The 17,458-nt window shown below is 33.6% G+C and carries 14 protein-coding genes and 1 other annotated feature; of the genes, 12 read left to right on the top strand and 2 right to left on the bottom strand.

Features of this window, described 5'->3' with window-relative positions:
• Positions 1 to 28: 28 nt before the first annotated feature.
• Genes ACTTG8_RS04830 through ACTTG8_RS04820 form a run of 3 tightly spaced genes read left to right on the top strand, consistent with a single transcriptional unit; the run spans position 29 to position 2,793 of the window.
• Positions 29 to 1,561 (top strand): AAA family ATPase, encoded by a 1,533-nt coding sequence (locus ACTTG8_RS04830; RefSeq protein WP_442560994.1) that lies wholly within the window; start codon positions 29 to 31, stop codon positions 1,559 to 1,561.
• Between the two features lie 16 nt (positions 1,562 to 1,577).
• Positions 1,578 to 2,132 carry a 16S rRNA (guanine(966)-N(2))-methyltransferase RsmD gene (gene rsmD, locus ACTTG8_RS04825; protein WP_442560993.1) on the top strand — a complete coding sequence of 185 codons (555 nt, stop codon included), beginning with the start codon at positions 1,578 to 1,580 and terminating at the stop codon, positions 2,130 to 2,132.
• A 16-nt stretch (positions 2,133 to 2,148) separates the two neighbouring features.
• Positions 2,149 to 2,793 carry a hypothetical protein gene (locus tag ACTTG8_RS04820; protein ID WP_442560992.1) on the top strand — a complete coding sequence of 215 codons (645 nt, stop codon included), beginning with the start codon at positions 2,149 to 2,151 and terminating at the stop codon, positions 2,791 to 2,793.
• On the opposite strand, the gene ACTTG8_RS04815 is transcribed toward ACTTG8_RS04820, so the two are convergent.
• The gene (locus ACTTG8_RS04815; RefSeq protein ID WP_442560991.1) at positions 2,790 to 4,067 is read right to left on the bottom strand and encodes a tRNA(Met) cytidine acetate ligase; all 1,278 of its coding nucleotides are present in this window, start codon (positions 4,065 to 4,067) and stop codon (positions 2,790 to 2,792) included. The genes ACTTG8_RS04820 and ACTTG8_RS04815 overlap by 4 nt on opposite strands.
• 346 nt (positions 4,068 to 4,413) lie before the next feature.
• Here ACTTG8_RS04815 and ACTTG8_RS04810 point away from each other — a divergent pair, with 346 nt between their 5' ends.
• Together ACTTG8_RS04810 and ACTTG8_RS04805 are read left to right on the top strand one after the other, a co-directional pair.
• Entirely contained in the window at positions 4,414 to 6,948 is a 2,535-nt protein-coding gene (locus ACTTG8_RS04810) for an Ig-like domain-containing protein (protein WP_442560990.1), read from the top strand.
• Positions 6,949 to 7,201: 253 nt separating this feature from the next.
• On the top strand, positions 7,202 to 8,287 hold the full coding sequence (locus ACTTG8_RS04805; RefSeq protein ID WP_442560989.1) for an Rpn family recombination-promoting nuclease/putative transposase: 1,086 nt from the start codon (positions 7,202 to 7,204) through the stop codon (positions 8,285 to 8,287).
• Positions 8,288 to 8,390: 103 nt separating this feature from the next.
• Here ACTTG8_RS04805 and tyrS read toward each other — a convergent pair whose 3' ends face one another.
• Entirely contained in the window at positions 8,391 to 9,617 is a 1,227-nt protein-coding gene (gene tyrS, locus ACTTG8_RS04800) for a tyrosine--tRNA ligase (protein ID WP_442560988.1), read from the bottom strand.
• A gap of 33 nt (positions 9,618 to 9,650) precedes the next feature.
• Positions 9,651 to 9,892, bottom strand: a binding site (T-box leader).
• Positions 9,893 to 10,073: 181 nt separating this feature from the next.
• On the opposite strand from tyrS, the gene ACTTG8_RS04795 reads away from it, so the two are divergent.
• The 7 genes from ACTTG8_RS04795 to ACTTG8_RS04765 form a co-directional block, all read left to right on the top strand.
• Positions 10,074 to 11,204, top strand: a complete 1,131-nt coding sequence (locus tag ACTTG8_RS04795) for a GGDEF domain-containing protein (protein ID WP_442560987.1) — start codon at positions 10,074 to 10,076, stop codon at positions 11,202 to 11,204.
• A 33-nt stretch (positions 11,205 to 11,237) separates the two neighbouring features.
• On the top strand, positions 11,238 to 11,711 hold the full coding sequence (locus ACTTG8_RS04790; RefSeq protein ID WP_442560986.1) for a prepilin peptidase: 474 nt from the start codon (positions 11,238 to 11,240) through the stop codon (positions 11,709 to 11,711).
• 208 nt (positions 11,712 to 11,919) lie between these two features.
• Positions 11,920 to 13,020, top strand: a complete 1,101-nt coding sequence (gene recA, locus ACTTG8_RS04785; RefSeq protein WP_442560985.1) for a recombinase RecA — start codon at positions 11,920 to 11,922, stop codon at positions 13,018 to 13,020.
• A gap of 11 nt (positions 13,021 to 13,031) precedes the next feature.
• The gene (locus tag ACTTG8_RS04780) at positions 13,032 to 13,634 is read left to right on the top strand and encodes a regulatory protein RecX (protein WP_442560984.1); all 603 of its coding nucleotides are present in this window, start codon (positions 13,032 to 13,034) and stop codon (positions 13,632 to 13,634) included.
• Positions 13,635 to 13,819: 185 nt separating this feature from the next.
• Positions 13,820 to 15,304 carry a ribonuclease Y gene (gene rny, locus ACTTG8_RS04775; RefSeq protein WP_442561015.1) on the top strand — a complete coding sequence of 495 codons (1,485 nt, stop codon included), beginning with the start codon at positions 13,820 to 13,822 and terminating at the stop codon, positions 15,302 to 15,304.
• Between the two features lie 143 nt (positions 15,305 to 15,447).
• Positions 15,448 to 16,200, top strand: a complete 753-nt coding sequence (locus ACTTG8_RS04770; protein WP_442560983.1) for an exodeoxyribonuclease III — start codon at positions 15,448 to 15,450, stop codon at positions 16,198 to 16,200.
• A 381-nt stretch (positions 16,201 to 16,581) separates the two neighbouring features.
• Positions 16,582 to 17,458: aldehyde dehydrogenase family protein (locus ACTTG8_RS04765; RefSeq protein ID WP_442560982.1), on the top strand; the 877-nt coding region annotated here is incomplete at its 3' end.

Genomic DNA, 17,458 nt, shown 5'->3' with positions numbered 1-17,458 from the left:
GTACCATATTATAAGATAGGGGATGTATATGTATACAAATGCAGGACAGGTTTTTGATATAGCAAAAGCTAATTACAGAACTTTGGTTGGTTATTGCTCTAAGCTTGAGAGTGAAGGATATTTTATGCAGGCAGAGAAGATTTTGCATAAGACTATTTTTCAGACTTTGGATCTGTATATACAGTCAATGTTAATCAATATTGCGATATATGGTGGGAAATTAGGTGAGGATGAGGTAAAATTTATTGTTTCTCTGCCGGATAGCAAACAGTATGACATTTCTGAGGTTGAAGACATAAGTAATGAAATAATAAGACAGGCTGAATCAGTGGTAAAATCGCCTCCGATAATAATGCAGCTTTGTTCTTTGCGTGATAGAGAAAAAAATTCTAATATGTCCAGTGCCTATATGGATATGATATTAAATATTATAGTTGCAATGTCATATTTAAATGCTAATAGGGATGAGTTTCTCCCACAATTTATAATGGACTACTACCATTCAGTTCAGGCCTTTATTTTCTTTTCAGACAGGGCAGAACGCATAAACGAAAGGTACTTGTTCCGTAAGGCCTCAGGCGATATTACAATGCCGGGGGAAGGATTTAAGGATGAGGATGTTGAAGAAGAAAAAGATGAGGCTGTTCCTATCCTAAAAGAAGTTAGGGCAAATGAGAATATGATAAAAAATGAAGAACTGCCTAAACAGGCAGAGCCGGAGCCTATTCCAATTAAGGAAGAGGATAGGAAGAAGAGGCTTGATGAACTGGTTGCTGAGTTAGAGGCTTTAGTAGGATTGGACGATGTTAAAAATGAAGTTCATTCATTAATAAATCTTATAAATATTCGACAGCTAAGGAAGAAGAAGGGGCTCCCTTCTCCGGCTATCTCCTACCATATGGTATTTACAGGAAGTCCGGGAACCGGCAAGACAACTGTAGCAAGGCTTATTGCAAGTATCTACAAAGAGTTGGGAGTGCTTTCTAAGGGAGGACTTGTAGAGGTAGATCGTTCCGGCTTGGTTGCCGGATATGTAGGACAGACAGCACTGAAGGTAACTGAAGTAGTAAATAAAGCACTTGGTGGAGTATTATTTATAGATGAGGCTTATTCGCTTTCAGCTCCGGGGGCTGCAAATGACTTTGGTGGAGAAGCTATCGATACATTAGTAAAACTTATGGAAGATCATAGAAATGACTTGGTGGTTATAGTTGCAGGTTATACCAAGGAGATGAATGATTTTCTTCAGACTAATACAGGATTAATTTCAAGGTTTAATAAATTTATTGAATTTAAGGATTACAATGAAGACGATCTTATCGCAATTATGGATGCTATGTCCGGAAAAATGGAAATGAAACTTGAAGATAAGGCTGTGGAAAAGCTCAGGAGCTATCTCTCAGGGATGGATAAAACTTCTAAAAGGGTATTTGGAAATGCAAGAGGTATAAGAAATCTTTTTGAAAAAATGCTTGTGGGGCAGGCAAATAGACTATCTCACTTAGAAGAGCCTACCATAGAAGATTTATCAATAATAACAGCTGAAGATTTTGAATTTTAAGAAAAGGTGGTGTATAATGAGAGTCATAGCAGGTAGTGCAAGGACTGTTCCACTAATTACGCCTACAGGTTTAGAAACTAGGCCTACTTCAGATAGAATAAAAGAAACTTTGTTTAATATGCTACAAGGATATGTAGAGGGAGGGTCGTTTTTAGATTTATTTGCAGGAAGTGGACAGATAGGTGTAGAAGCTTTAAGTCGTGGAGCTGATTTTGCAGCATTTATCGAAAAATCAGACGAAGCGATCAAATGTATTAAGCATAATGTTAATAAAACAAAGTTTAATGATAAGGCTCTAGTCCTTAAGATGGAAGTTTTATCTGGAATAAGGACTTTGGAGATTGAAAAAAAGAAATTTGACCTTGTTTTTATGGATCCTCCATACGATAAGGGAGTGGAACAGAGTGTGCTAAATGCTCTTGTAAATTCTTCCATACTTAACGAGGATGTTATAATAATAGTTGAAGCAAGTAAGAATACTGATTTTTTATATATAGATGAACTTGGTCTTAAAATTGTCAAAGATAAGCTGTATAAAAATAGTAGACATCTGTTTTTAAGAAAAAAATAAATTTGGGGAGTTGGCTATGGCAGAAGATAGGATATTGAAACTTATAGATAAGATGGCAGTATACATTGATGATCAGAATATTGTACCACTGTCAAAAGATAGGATAAAAATTTCTAAGGAAAGATTACTTGATTTTACAGATGAGCTTAGGCAGGCTGTAAGAGTAGAATTTGAAGAGGCAAAGAAGGTAAATGAGGCTAAGAATGAAATTTTGAGAGCTGCAAAAAGCAAGGCAGCTAAAATAGAGGCTAAGGCAGAAGAAAAAATTAATGCGATTATTCAGGATGATGAAATCGTAATTGCAGCAGAAAGAGAAGCAGATTATATTATTGAAAATGCTGAAAAAAGTGCTGACAATATTGTGAAAGAAGCAGAAGAAATGGCTGTTCAGATAAAACTTGGAGCACTTTCTTATGCAGAAGAAATGCTTGCTACTGTTGAGAAAATGGTTTCACATAATCTTGATACTGTGATGGCCGGTTCAAGCAGTGTTATAGATAAATTGAAGAGTACATTAGAAATTGTAAAGAATAATCGCAGTGAAATTAAAACTCAGATTATCAAGGCAGAAGACGATTTTGACGAAGATGATACTGAGGTTGAGGAAACAGAGGAAGAATTTACAGTAAATGTTAATTCAGATGATTTTGAAGAAGATTAGAATTTTTGTCGAAGGATAAAACTCTCAGATACTTCGTCATGACATTTTAAGTTGTACTTATTAAATGAAATCTGATTATATAAGGCAGTCATAAAACTTGTTATTCTAAAAGTTTCTATGGCTGCTTTATTTTCAAGTTTTTTAGCGTCACCTATCCTTGCAATCAGTTTTATATCATCATTAGCTTTGGATAATTTTCCAATAGAATTTAATATATCTATTGACTCATTTTTGATTGCAAGAGGTCTGATGTATGGACAGAAACCATAAGCCCTATTATTTTCAATAAGTTCTCTGGTTATTCCTCCTATTATATGGAATAAAACTCTGTCGATTCTTGCATAGGTATAATTTTTAGACCATAAGGAGGCTGCAAATTCATCATATGAACTTGATTTTCCAAATAGATTATAAATTCTACAGGCTAGATCAGTAGTTACATCACTGTAATTGCTTAAAATTCTTATTGCATCTTTCTTGTTATTTTTATAAATAATTTCTCCCAGTTTATAGAATAAAATATCAGAAAAATCATTATTTTTAATATAAAATCCATTTGGGTTTAATCTGGTTATAGTAGAGTCGGGCATATATTTAAGGCTGTTTTTAGTTAAGCTGTCATGCAAATCTTTACGGATTGCTTTGGCAGAAGCAATTGTTAAATTTTTATCATCAATAATTTCAGAATCATGTAAAACTTCAGCTCTTTTTATGGCGATTGGAACAATATTGGAATTGAGGAGGTTAAGCTTGTTTAAATATGATATTGCCAGTATATTATTTGAGGTTTTAAGTAAATCGGCCTCTTTTACATAACCATTTTTTCTAAGATAAATATCTCTTGATTCTGGAAAGGCAGTACCGGATGACATAATCTTAGCAATGTCTTTATTATGATTTTTTTGGATAAGTAATTTGCTACATTCTATAAGATCTGTTATGTTATCATTTTCTGCTCCAAAAGAGAGATAGTCGATTATGCCAAGTTTCTCTGCAAGAGCAACTGAGCCATCAGCAAAAATTTCAGCACTCCCTGTAGATACGGTAACAGGCAGCTCAAACACAGCATCTGCACCGGAAAGAAGGGCAGATGCTGCCCTTCGATATTTATCTATGATGGAAGGCTCGCCCCTTTGCACAAAGTTTCCACTCATGAGTATGATGATATATTTGGCGTTGGTAAGTCTTTTGGTTTCTTTGATATGATAAGCATGACCGTTATGGAAAGGATTGTATTCAGCAATAATTGCAGCAACTTTTTCGTTATTAATCATAAATCTCCTAAATTTTATTTATTTTATATAATGATACAAGTGTCAAAAGTATAAAAATTCGATTGGGGCTTGCTTGCAAGAGAATTTATTATCTTTTGACACCCACATCATATAATAGCATTGCATATGAATATTTTAATATACTTATATCTGTTTAGCAACTGATTATTATAGGAAAGCTTGCTCTTAATATGGGTAAATAGCTTAGATTATTAAATTTAATTTATGATTTAAACTTAAAATTTATGTTTAAATCATTGACTAAAAAAGTTACATGAATTATATTTAATTAAATATATTTAAAAAATGTAACTGAAAATAAGTAATTATTTCAAGGAGGATTGTAATGAGAAGTAAGCAAGCAAAAATATGTAGTTTAATTTTAGCTACAGCTATAACAAGTACATTTTCAACCCTGCCTTATACTGCTAAGGCCATGACTGAGAAAAAGGGCGTAATTTATGTAACAAAAAAAGATGTAAAAAATGGAAAGGTTGTTATATCAAAAAAGACAGCTAAGTCGATAGTTATTAAGAAAAGTGTAGGCAAGGCTACAATTCAGCTTAAAAATGTAAAGCTTTCAGGCGAACTGGCTTTTGAAAAAGGAAATTATGTATTAAAATCATCTAAATCTTCTGTAAAAACTCTCAAAATTACAGGAACAGATACAAAGATAAAGCTTAATAAAGAATCTGATTTTAATAATAAGAATTTGATATTGAAAGTTGCTAAAAATACTATGGCTAAAGTAGATTTGTCGGAATATGGCAAAAAAATCACAGCTGAATTAGGTAAGGCTACTGATATTGCTCTTACTATGGGAAATAGTAAGGCGAGTGTAGTAGTAAAAAAAGCAGATATAACTTCAAAATTAAATATTAAAGGAAAGGGCGAAGATGCATCTATATCAAAGATAAGAGTAGAAAGTCCAGTTTCTCTAACTGTAAATATAAATGCAGAAACTCTTGAAACAAGTAAAAAGGCTAATACAGCTGTTATTGACATAGAGAAGAAGGTTGGAGACATAAAAAATGAGGCCGGCTCCAGTATTCAAGATAAAGAAACTGAAAGAATAAAAGCTGAGAAAGAAAAAGTAGAAAAGGAAAAAGCAGAGAAAGAAAAGGCTGAGAAGGAAAAAGCAGAAAAAGAAAAGGCTGAGAAAGAAAAAGCAGAAAAAGAAAAAACTAAAGAAACTACGCCAACAGGTAATACAGGTGGTGGTTATTATGGTGGTGGAAGTGCAGGAGGTGGCTCATTTACTCCAAGCAAGCCAGAGAAAAAGACTACAAAAATTACTTTAAACAAAACTAGCGATATAACAACTGATGCAGGTAAGACCAAGATTACAGTTACATACGAACCATCAGATGCCACTGATAAAAATCTTGTATGGACTATAAAGGAAGGCGTAGGTATAGCCAAAATAATCTCTTCAAATTCTAATGAGGCTGAGATAGAGGCTTTAGCTAATGGAACATGCAAGATAGAGGCTAAAGTTAGTGGAAGTAATGTTAAAGCTGAAACAGAGATAACAATTAATAATCAGGATTCAAATGCTTTAGAAAATAGAATAAAAGAGTATTTAACTTATACTGCTGATAGGCTTAATAAGGATATCTATGAAGATGTTAATAATATGGGTGCAGAGCTTACAGCCAAAATTCAAGAAAAAATAAATGGACATGATAATAAAGCGAATTGGGCAGAGCACAAAAAGAATGTTGAAACTAAGGTAAAAGAATTAGAAGAAAAAATAAGAAATTTAAAAGATGCTGAGAATGCAGCTGTACAGGCGATAGGAAATGCTTATGAAAATATTAAAGCAGGTAATGACCTTGATCCGGAGACAGCTAAGACAGCAGTAGATGCCATTGAAGAGAAAAGAAAGACTATATCTGAAAAAGCTTTTAAGACAAAATTAGGTAATGTAGACTTATATAATGAGATAAAAGCTGAAGTTGAAGAGTATAAGAAAATTGAAGAGTTTAAGAGAACAGCTAGTGCTCCTACAATAGGAGATAATGGAGTTGTTTTATTTGATGTATTAAATGTGGCAGCAAAGTATGAGCTTATTAAAAATGAAAACAATACGATAGAAAGCAAAGACCTACAAGCAGGAGTAGATAGGATTGACCTTTTGAAACAGATGAGAAAGGCAGGAGTTGGTAAATATATTGTAAAACTTGTTAAGGACTTTAAGCATTTAAAAGGTGTGGAGATAGGAAAGTCTAATGAAAAAGAAGTGAAACTGCTAGAGAAAAAGTGGGGTGGTGACTCAAATAGACCACCTGTGTATGAATATGATGGAAATGAGTTTAAGCATAAAGATGGTACTGGGAATACAATTAGACTTGTTAATGAAAGTGGAAAGTGGCTATTGAAGTGGGATGAGGTAGATAATGCAACTACATACGATATTATCGCAGGAATTTCAGTTTTAGCTAGTGAGGGGAATTTAGGTTCATATAACCTTACTTCTACGGAAAATGATTACCAAAATGTTGAGAATGAATTTGAATATACAGAATTGAGCTCAGTGGCAAAAAGAATTAAAGAAAATAAGAATAATGACAAAAGAAGCATGGTTGCTGTGAATCATCATACTACCTCAATAGAACTTGATAAATTTATACCTGTTAAAGGGGATGGTGTGGGTGAAGACTTTTGGGATGGAAAAGAATCCAATGTTACAGTTGATATATGGATAATTCCTAGAAATCAGAATAGTCTTTATGTAAGTAATATGAAAGAATATTTGAAAGCTGGCATGGGAGCTGAGGCTAAAAGTAATAAATTTTTTATTGAAGGGACAAATAACGGTAATAATTTTAAACTAAAAGATTTTTATAAGATATTTTATGGAGAGGAATTAACCCAATAACATCAAATTCTTAAGGACTGCAACTATGATGGTTGCAGCCCTTTTTGTACATATACCACAAAAATCAAACCTCAAATTCAGAATAATAACTAATTGCCTTGTTTCTAAAATTAGCCTATAATATTCTTAAAGATATAAAAAATATCTATATTTCAAAGAACTAAATCAATTATTTTAAATTAAGAAAGTTCGGGAAGTATCTAAAAATTTTCAAAACTAAAACAGAAATTAAAAATTTAAGAAAGGCAGGTTTATGGGGCAGAAAGATTTATCTGAAAGAAAACTATTTGAATTTAATGATGTATTTGCAGATGCTGTAAACGGATTGTTATTTTCAGGAGAAGAAGTAGTAAAAGAGGAAGAACTGGAGGATATTCCATCTAAAAGTAATCTGAGAAAAGCTGATGGTAGATTAGGCTATCAGGAAAGGGATGTATCTAAACTCTGGAAAAAAGGTGGAGTAGTTATCTCTTTATTTGGACTTGAAAATCAAACTGAAATAGACAAAAATATGATATTTAGAGTTATGGGGTATGATATTATGTCTTATAAAAGTCAGATAAATAAAGAAGAAACAATAAGAAATAAGCTTTGTAAGTTGAAGAATAAAATGGATGAAAACAGTAAAAAGATGAAGGAAAAGCTTGAAAAAGAATTAAGTACAATACAAGATGTATATCCGGTTATAACTATAGTGTTATATTATGGTAAAAAGCAATGGGAGTCACCATTGTCACTTAGAAAAAGATTAAATATTCCTGATAAATTAAAGAATATAATTCCGGAATATAAGGTAAATGTATATAATCTTGGGACTATTCCGGATGAAGAAATAGCAAGGCTTAAAAGGGATTTTAAGATTATAGTTGACTTTTTAAAAAATGGTGATAACCTAAAAGTAGAAACAGAAACTATAACCCATTTACCTGAGATGTTAGATTTTTTTGGAGCTTTTGTTGGGGATGAAAGGTTTGAAGAAATAAGAGAAAGTATAATTGCCTCATATGGAGAAAGGAGCTGTGATGGTATGTGTGATATAAAAGAAGTTTTAGATAAAATAGAAAATAGAGGACTGGAGAGAGGGATAAAGCTAGGAATAGAACAGGGAATAGAACAAGGAATAGAACAGGGGATAGAACAAGGAATAGAACAAGGGATAGAACAAGGAATAGAACAAGGGATAGAACAAGGAATAGATAAAGGTAGGTTAGATGCATTATTGTCAGCTGTGAGTAAGCTTATGGTAAATTTGAAGTTGAATCTAGATCAGGCACTTGATGCAGTAGGTATTTCGGAGGAAGATAAACCTAGGTATAGAGAACTTATAAATAAATATTAATAATAACTAAAAAATAAATAGGCTGTCACATTAAAGAATAATAATCCCAAATTCTTAATGTAACAGCCTGAAATTTTCTTAAAAATCAGAAAATAAATGCAATTTAGCCAAGCACAACTTTACAGAATTTTTTCTTGCCTTTGCGCACAATGAGTCCATCGCCTTGTAATTCCTCAGGCCTAAAAGTAGCTGCGAAGTCAGTTATCTTATCATCATTTACAACAACACCACCCTGCTCTACAGCACGTCTGCCCTCTGAACGAGTAGCTACAAGACCTGATTTATGGAGGATAGTAACTATATCAAAGAGACCGTCTCTGGTATCTTCCATAGATATAGTAAAGGAAGGCATATTTTCGAGATTGCCTCCACCTGCAAAAAGAGCCTTAGCGGCAGATTGAGCCTTATTAGCCTCATCTTCTCCATGGACAAGTTTGGTAAGTTCAAAAGCGAGTATTTCTTTTGCATCATTAAGCTTAGCTCCCTCCCAAGATTCCATAGCAAGAATTTCTTCTATTGGAAGGAAGGTAAGAAGTTTGAGGCATTTTAGAACATCACCATCATCAACATTTCTCCAGTACTGATAGAAATCGTAAGGGGTAGTTTTTTCAGGGTCAAGCCATACAGCACCATTGGCAGTCTTTCCCATTTTTTTACCTTCAGAATTAAGCAGAAGAGTAATAGTCATAGCATGAGCATCCTTACCAAGTTTTCTTCTTATAAGCTCAGTACCTGCAAGCATATTACTCCACTGATCATCACCACCAAACTCCATATTACATCCGTATTTCTGGTATAGCATATAAAAGTCGAATCCCTGCATAAGCATGTAGTTAAATTCTAAGAAACTAAGTCCTTTTTCCATACGCTGTTTATAACATTCGGCAGCAAGCATTCTATTTACGGAAAAATGTGGTCCTATATCTCTTAAGAATTCAATATAATTGAGGTTTAAGAGCCAGTCGGCGTTATTAACCATAATAGCCTTTTCTTCGCCAAAATCAATAAATTTTTCCATCTGCTTTTTGAAACATTCGCAGTTATGTTCGATAGTTTCCTTAGTCATCATAGTTCTCATATCGGTTCTGCCTGAAGGGTCACCTATCATACCTGTTCCACCCCCCATCAGGGCTATTGGCTTGTTACCTGCCATCTGAAGTCTTTTCATAAGGCAGAGTGCCATAAAATGTCCTACATGAAGGCTGTCTGCAGTAGGGTCAAAACCTATATAAAATACGGCTTTTCCTTCATTTACCATCTTACTGATTTCTTCTTCATTAGTTACCTGAGCAATAAGTCCCCTTGCCTTAAGTTCTTCATAAACTGTCATATTTTCCTCCTTTAAAATAAAAAATCCCATCCTACAAAGGACGAGAGCGTAAGCTTCGTGTTACCACCTTATTTCGCAGAATATCTGCCTCTTACAGGTACAATCTATCTATACCCTGACCCTATAACGGAAGTCCACCGTCACAGCCTACTTGTAGAAACGTTCAGTGTGAAACTCAGGGATGTATTCAGTCAGACTCTTTCTTTTGCCTCTCACCAACCGGCTAATCTCTGTAAGTGAACATCTAGCTTACTTCTTCCCGTCACAGTTTATAGAAAAGATTAAATCACAATTAAGTAATTTTGTCAATATATGAAATTTTGCATATATCGGTTCTAATATTGTAATAAAAATATGAAAATGTAACCGAAATGTAACCGTATTATGTTATAATAACAACGCATGTATTGTTAAAAATATAGTTGTATTTTTTTTTTTGGGGGGGGGTGGATAGTTATGGAAATTTCCAGTGGTTTGCTATCAGATATATATAATCTGATGTTTATTGTTGCTATATTTGCATTCATAAGTAAAAATAATAATAGAGAAAAAGAAAAGTGGTACAAATACTTAATTGTAGTCTTATTTATGATAGTTATCTCAAAACTAATGAGTGAAGTAGCAGTATGTGGTGTAATTTCAAATATCATTTCTTTGACAGGAACTTTTTTACTTTTTGCACTTACACCACTTGTAGGATGCTTTATAATAAAATACTCAAATGAATGTATGGATTATGGTAAAAATAAAACTAATATTTTACTGATTATTTGTTTATTATTTTCTGCTGTAAATTTTATCATACTTTGTATTTCACAAATTTTTTCATTAGACCTTCTGTATAAATTCGATGGAACAACATATGGTAAAGGTATATTCTATGATATAAGAATATTTTTAATTGCTATTGAGTATATGAGTATGCAGGTATATACAATATATTTGAATAAAAAGAACAAACATGATTTATCTGTAGTTTTGTGGATTTTTCCTATATATGCATTAGTTGTTACAATTTTGCAGTTTTCAATGAAAAACATGATTCATAATTATGCAGATGTATTTTTCTATTCAGTTTTGCTTTATATTTATATGCAGAGTAGGGATTTGAATACAGATTTTTTGACAGGAGCAGTAAATAGGCGAAAGTTTGATGCAGAACTTACAAAAAGGGTTAATAATGCTAGTGAAGTTAAGTTTTCGGGTATCATGGCAGATATTGACAGATTTAAATATATTAATGATACTTATGGACATCAGGCTGGAGACGATGCTCTAGAGGCGTTTTCGGATATCGTAATTAAAAATTTTAGAAAGACAGATATTGTTGCCAGATATGGAGGAGATGAGTTTTGTATACTTACAGATATCTGCGATGAGGCTGAAATTGAAGTGGCTATGAATAGGCTTAGAAGAAGTCTTGATGATTTCAATGCTCTAGGCAAATTTCCATTTGACATATCTTTCAGCTTGGGGTATGCAGTGTATGACTGTGAGGTGGATGGTTCTTCATCAGCTTTTCTAAAAAGGTTGGATGAAAGGATGTATAAGGAAAAAGAAATTCATCACCAGAATGCTGCGAAATGAAGAGGAGAAGTGTATTTAACTGAAGGAAAATAAATGGATTTAAACGTTGTTACAATATGTATTAATATTTTATTTATTTTATCTCTAATAATGCTATCAGTTATAGATTGGATAACATATGAGATTCCACCTAGAATAAATTTTTTTATATTCTTAATTGGAGTATTAAAAATAGTAACAGATTTTACTAATTTAGTGGATTATGTATTAGGTTTTTTTTCGATAAGTCTATTATTAATACTGGTATACTTAGTTACGAAAGGAAGGGCTATAGGAGGCGGTGACATAAAGTTGATGGCTGTTTCTGGATTATTTTTAGGCTTTGGTAAGGTGGTTCTTGCATTTTTTTTAGGATGCGTATTTGCATCTATAATTCACTCTATAAGAATGAAATTAAATAAATCAGAAAATATTCTGGCATTGGGACCGTATTTGTCTGCTGGAATATTAGTGTCGCTATTTTGGGGAAAAGATATTATAGAGTGGTATTTACAATGTGGAAGTTAATTTTTGTTCATTTTGTATAGGAAAAAGCAAAAAAATTGTTTGATTTGCCGATTACAGAATTGAGAAAATGTATTATACTTTAATTACTTTATATTAATTAAAAATAAAGTAACTAAGAATGTTTTAGTTGACTTTATCGAACTTATGTTTTATAATATACAATATCAAGAACATTTGTTTGTGAATAATATTTTACAGTGAGGTAATTATGGCAAAAGATTCTAAGGAAAAAACTGTGTATACAGGTGGTGATAAGAAAAAAGCGTTGGAAGCTGCAATTGCACAGATAGAAAAAGATTTTGGAAAAGGCTCTATTATGAAAATGGGAGCTAAATTAGAAAAAATGAATATCGAGGTAGTTCCTACAGGGTGTCTGAGTATAGATTTGGCACTGGGGCTTGGCGGTATACCTAAGGGAAGAATAATAGAAGTATATGGCCCTGAGTCAAGTGGTAAAACTACAGTTGCACTTCACATGGTCGCAGAAGTTCAAAAATCAGGGGGAATAGCAGGATTCATAGATGCTGAGCATGCGCTTGATCCGGTATATGCTAAGGCAATTGGAGTAAATATAGATGAGCTTTATATTTCTCAGCCTGATAGTGGTGAACAGGCTTTAGAGATTACTGAGACAATGGTAAGAAGTGGGGCTATGGATATAGTTATAGTAGATTCAGTAGCAGCACTTGTTCCTAAGGCTGAAATTGATGGAGACATGGGTGATTCTCATGTTGGTTTGCAGGCACGCCTTATGAGTCAGGCGTTGAGGAAACTTACCTCTGTTATCAGTAAAACGAATTGTATAGTTGTTTTTATTAATCAGTTACGTGAAAAAATTGGAGTTATGTTTGGAAATCCGGAGACTACAACTGGAGGACGTGCATTAAAGTTTTATGCATCTATAAGAATGGATGTTCGAAAAGCTGATGCGATAAAGCAGGGTGGAGATGTTATCGGAAATAGAACTAAAATAAAAATTGTTAAGAACAAAATAGCTCCTCCTTTTAAAGAAGCACAGTTTGATATTATGTTTGGAATGGGTATAAGCCGTACAGGAGATGTGCTTGATATTGCAGTGGATGATAATATAATTGTTAAATCGGGAGCATGGTTCTCTTATAATGGTGAAAAAATTGGACAGGGAAGAGAAAATGCAAAACTTTATCTTGAAACTAATCCTAATGTATTTAAGGAAATTGAAGGAAAAGTTAGGGAACTGCATACAAAGAAAGATTCTAGTACAAATTTAGAGGAACCGGTTTTAGAGAAGAATGAAGATGATTTAGATGATTTTGATGATGAAGAATAGGGATAATTATAATGTTTATCGATTCTGTTGAAAAGATAGGGAAATATAGATATAAAATAAAGGCTGAAAATATTGTTTTTTATGTATATCAAAGTGATATAAGGAAATATGCAATAAAAGAGTCTACAGAGTTACCTGATGAAATCTATGAGGATTTTATCAATAAAACTATGATTCCAAGAGCCAGAAAAAAAGCATTAGAGATCCTAAGTAGGGCGGATTGTTCAGAAGCAGATTTAAGAAAAAAGTTATATTTAAAAAATTATCAAGTTGAAGTGATTGAAAATGCAATATCTTATGTTAAAAAGTTTAATTATTTGAATGATGCAAGATATGCTGAGAACTTTATCAACTATAAGAGCAATTCAAAGAGCTTGCGACAGATTAAAATGGAGTTGTTTTCAAAAGGGATAGACAGTGATATTATAGAACAAATTATTACAGATGATAGAACTGATGAAGAAGCTTTACATAATTTAATTAAAAAGAAAATTAAAAATTTAAAAGAAATAGATTTGGATAAAAAGAGAAAACTGTATTCTTACCTATATAGAAAGGGATTTGATACAGAACTTATATCACGTGTACTCAGTGATTATTTCTATGATACTTGACTTTTTTAGTTAAAAAGTATAGAATTTAACTGTTGTATGTGTCGGTTGAATTATGTAAAGGTAATTTGGCATAGATTTCTTGTACAATGAAAATTAAATAAGGAGGTGCTCCAGTGGAACCAATTATCACAGCAGTGGTTGCTGTCGTGGTTACTGCTGCAGTTACTGCTCCTACTGTTTGGAAAATTGCAATTTCTAATCGTGTTAAAAATTATGAAGCTAAGGTTGGAACTGCAGAAGAAAGAGCTAGGGATATAATAGAGAAAGCTAATTTAGAAGCTGAGACTAAAAAGCGCGAGGCCTTGCTCGAAGCCAAAGAGGAATCTCTGAAAGTAAAGAATGAATTTGAGAGGGAAAGTAAGGAGAGAAGGGCAGAACTACAGAAGTATGAGAAACGAGTTTTATCTAAGGAAGAGGCAACAGATAGGAAAAGTGAGCTGCTTGAGAAACGAGAGTTAAAGATTAATGAGCGTGAAGTAGAACTTGAGCAGGACAAGAAGGCTGTTGAGGATCTTCATGTAAAACAACTGGCTGAGCTTGAGAGAATATCGGGACTTACCTCCGAACAAGCAAAAGATTACATTATCAAGTCAGTTGAGGATGATGTAAAACATGAAATGGCAGTTATGGTAAAGGAACTTGAGAACAGAGCAAAGGAAGAGGCTGACAAAAAGGCTAAGGAAATAGTTGTTACAGCTATTCAACGTTGTGCTGCTGATCATATTGCTGAAGCTACGATTTCTGTTGTGCAGCTTCCTAATGATGAAATGAAGGGCAGGATTATAGGAAGAGAAGGGCGTAATATAAGAACACTTGAAACATTGACAGGGGTGGATCTTATAATTGACGATACTCCTGAGGCGGTTGTTCTTTCAGGCTTTGATCCGGTAAGACGTGAAGTTGCCAGGATTGCTCTTGAAAAACTAATTGTGGACGGAAGAATACATCCGGCTAGAATTGAAGAAATGGTTGAAAAGGCAAGGAAAGAAGTAGAAGTTCAGATTAGAGAAGAGGGAGAAGCTGCAGCGCTTGAATGTGGTATACATGGAATTCATCCGGAATTGATAAAGTTACTTGGTAGAATGAAATTTAGAACCAGTTATGGTCAGAATGTGTTGAAACATTCTATTGAAGTTGCTCAATTATCAGGTCTTTTAGCTGCTGAATGTGGATGTGATGTTAAATTGGCTAAAAGAGCGGGACTTCTTCATGATATTGGTAAGTCAGTAGATAAAGAACAGGAAGGTTCTCATGTACAGATAGGTGTTGAAATGTGCAGGAAGTACAAGGAATCATCAACGGTTATTAATGCAGTTGAATCACATCATGGTGATGTTGAGCCTAATAATCTGATTTCTTATCTGGTTCAGACAGCAGATGCAATTTCAGCGGCACGTCCTGGTGCTAGAAGGGAGACGTTGGAAACTTATTCCAATAGACTTAAAGAACTTGAAGATATAGCCAATGAATTTGAAGGCGTTGATAAATCATTTGCAATTCAAGCTGGAAGAGAGATAAGAGTTGTTGTTATTCCGGATCAGGTTGCAGATTCAGAAATGGTATTGTTGGCTCGTGATGTATCTAAGAAAATTGAGGCATCATTAGAGTATCCGGGTCAGATAAAGGTAAGTATAATACGTGAGTCCAGAGCTGTTGATTATGCGAAATAAATTTAGTCCCTGTTTTCAGGGACTTTTTTATTGTTAGTAGGAAATTTCTCTCCAATTTTTTATTAAACAAAAACTCTCTGAGGAATGAATAACTTGTATAAACCTGTAAAGTACAAGTTGTGCGTATTTAGAAAGGAAATAAAATGAAATATATATCTTGGAATGTAAATGGACTTAGAGCTTGTATTACTAAAGGATTTATGGATTTTTTTAATGAAATAGATGCTGATGCTTTTGGATTACAGGAAATAAAACTTTCTAAAGGACAGTTAGAGCTTGATTTACCGGGATACCATAAGTATTGGAATTATGCTGAGAAGAAAGGATATTCAGGGACAGCGTTATTTACCAAAAAAGAACCGATTAGTGTGACTTATGACATAGGAATAGAAGAACATAGCCATGAGGGTAGGGTAATTACAGCAGAATACGAGGATCATTTTTTGGTAGTGTGCTACACTCCTAATTCAAAACAAGAATTAGAGAGGTTAGAATATAGAATGGTGTGGGAAGATGATTTCAGAAATTATTTAAATAAGTTGAAAGAACAAAAGTCTGTAATTCTTTGTGGAGATCTTAATGTGGCACATGAAGAAATTGACCTCAAGAATCCAAAGACCAATCACAGAAGTGCTGGTTTTACAGATGAAGAAAGAGGAAAGATGACAGAACTTCTGGAGGCCGGCTACGTAGATACGTTTAGATTTTTTTATCCCGACCTTGAGAATATTTACTCATGGTGGTCATATCGCTTTAAGGCGAGAGAAAAGAATACAGGCTGGCGTATTGACTATTTTATCACTTCTGATGATTTTAAGGACAGGCTTAAGGAGGCGAAGATTCATTCATCAGTTTTAGGAAGTGATCACTGTCCTGTTGAATTAGATTTTGAATAATTTAAACAAATATTATAATGCATAGTTTTTGCGATATAATTTTGGTATAAATCATCTAAAAGTTTTACTAGAAAGTGGACTTAATTAATGATATAGTTAGAATGGCGACTGATAAAGATTTGATATTATTAATAAATAAACAGAAAACTTTAAAGGTTACCTTTATAATTGTAATAAGATGTGAGTATTAAAAGATAATAAATTCTCTTATAAGCAAGCCTATATCGAATTTTTATACTGTTGATACTTGTATCATAATAAATTACAGTTGACAGAATGAAGAAAGAATGATAAAATTTTAACAAGCTAGTTAAAAAAATAACAAGCTATTTTATTCGGTTAAAACCGATGGTAATCTAGTAGATTGAAGGGAGATTTTCGATGGAAAATAAGACTCGTAACATCATTGACAGTGTTGAAGCACTTGAGAAGGCTCTTAAGAAACTTCGTGAAGCACAGGAAAAGTTTGCTACCTATTCACAGGAGCAGGTAGACAAAATATTCTTTGCTGCAGCTACAGCAGCCAATCAGCAGAGACTTCCTCTTGCACACATGGCAGTTGAAGAGACAGGAATGGGTATAGTGGAAGATAAGGTAATTAAAAACCATTATGCATCTGAGTATATTTATAATAAATATAAAAATGCTAAGACCTGTGGTGTTATAGAAGAAGACAGGGAATTTGGCGTGACCAGAGTTGCAGAGCCTCTTGGCATACTTGCAGCTGTAATTCCTACAACTAATCCTACTTCAACCGCTATTTTTAAGACTCTTATTGCTCTTAAGACAAGAAATGGTATTATCATAAGTCCACACCCAAGAGCTAAAAAATGTACAGCAGAAGCTGCCAGAGTAGTGCTTGAGGCGGCAGTTAAGGCCGGTGCTCCTGAGGGAATTATTGACTGGATTGATGTTCCAAGTCTTGAGATGACCAATATGGTTATGAAAGAATGTGATTGTATTCTTGCCACCGGTGGTCCTGCAATGGTTAAGAGTGCTTATTCATCAGGAAAGCCTGCACTCGGTGTAGGTGCCGGTAATACTCCTGCTATTATTGATGAGTCAGCAGATATTCTTATGGCAGTAAACTCAATCATCCATTCAAAGACTTTTGATAATGGAATGATTTGTGCTTCCGAGCAGTCAGCCATCGTAGATGCTAAGATTTATGATGAAGTTAAGGCTGAGTTTAAGAGAAGAGGATGCTATTTCCTTAAAAAAGATGAAATTGAAAAAGTTCGTAAAACAATTATTATAA

Origin of the sequence: Catonella sp. (genome assembly GCF_052173895.1) — a bacterium.
In the GTDB taxonomy this organism is placed as follows: Bacteria; Bacillota; Clostridia; order Lachnospirales; family Lachnospiraceae; genus Catonella.
Note: the sequence above shows the minus strand (reverse complement) of the source record. Positions and strands in the feature narration are given on the sequence as shown.

Bases quoted from the DNA above. Each gene is read 5' to 3' on its own strand.
- tyrS (WP_442560988.1), bottom strand. From the start codon at position 9,617: ATGACAGTTTATGAAGAACTTAAGGCAAGGGGACTTATTGCTCAGGTA.
- ACTTG8_RS04820 (WP_442560992.1), top strand. From the start codon at position 2,149: ATGGCAGAAGATAGGATATTGAAACTTATAGATAAGATGGCAGTATAC.
- ACTTG8_RS04790 (WP_442560986.1), top strand. From the start codon at position 11,238: ATGGATTTAAACGTTGTTACAATATGTATTAATATTTTATTTATTTTA.
- recA (WP_442560985.1), top strand. From the start codon at position 11,920: ATGGCAAAAGATTCTAAGGAAAAAACTGTGTATACAGGTGGTGATAAG.
- ACTTG8_RS04805 (WP_442560989.1), top strand. From the start codon at position 7,202: ATGGGGCAGAAAGATTTATCTGAAAGAAAACTATTTGAATTTAATGAT.
- ACTTG8_RS04810 (WP_442560990.1), top strand. From the start codon at position 4,414: ATGAGAAGTAAGCAAGCAAAAATATGTAGTTTAATTTTAGCTACAGCT.
- ACTTG8_RS04815 (WP_442560991.1), bottom strand. From the start codon at position 4,067: ATGATTAATAACGAAAAAGTTGCTGCAATTATTGCTGAATACAATCCT.
- rsmD (WP_442560993.1), top strand. From the start codon at position 1,578: ATGAGAGTCATAGCAGGTAGTGCAAGGACTGTTCCACTAATTACGCCT.
- ACTTG8_RS04780 (WP_442560984.1), top strand. From the start codon at position 13,032: ATGTTTATCGATTCTGTTGAAAAGATAGGGAAATATAGATATAAAATA.
- ACTTG8_RS04770 (WP_442560983.1), top strand. From the start codon at position 15,448: ATGAAATATATATCTTGGAATGTAAATGGACTTAGAGCTTGTATTACT.
- ACTTG8_RS04795 (WP_442560987.1), top strand. From the start codon at position 10,074: ATGGAAATTTCCAGTGGTTTGCTATCAGATATATATAATCTGATGTTT.
- ACTTG8_RS04830 (WP_442560994.1), top strand. From the start codon at position 29: ATGTATACAAATGCAGGACAGGTTTTTGATATAGCAAAAGCTAATTAC.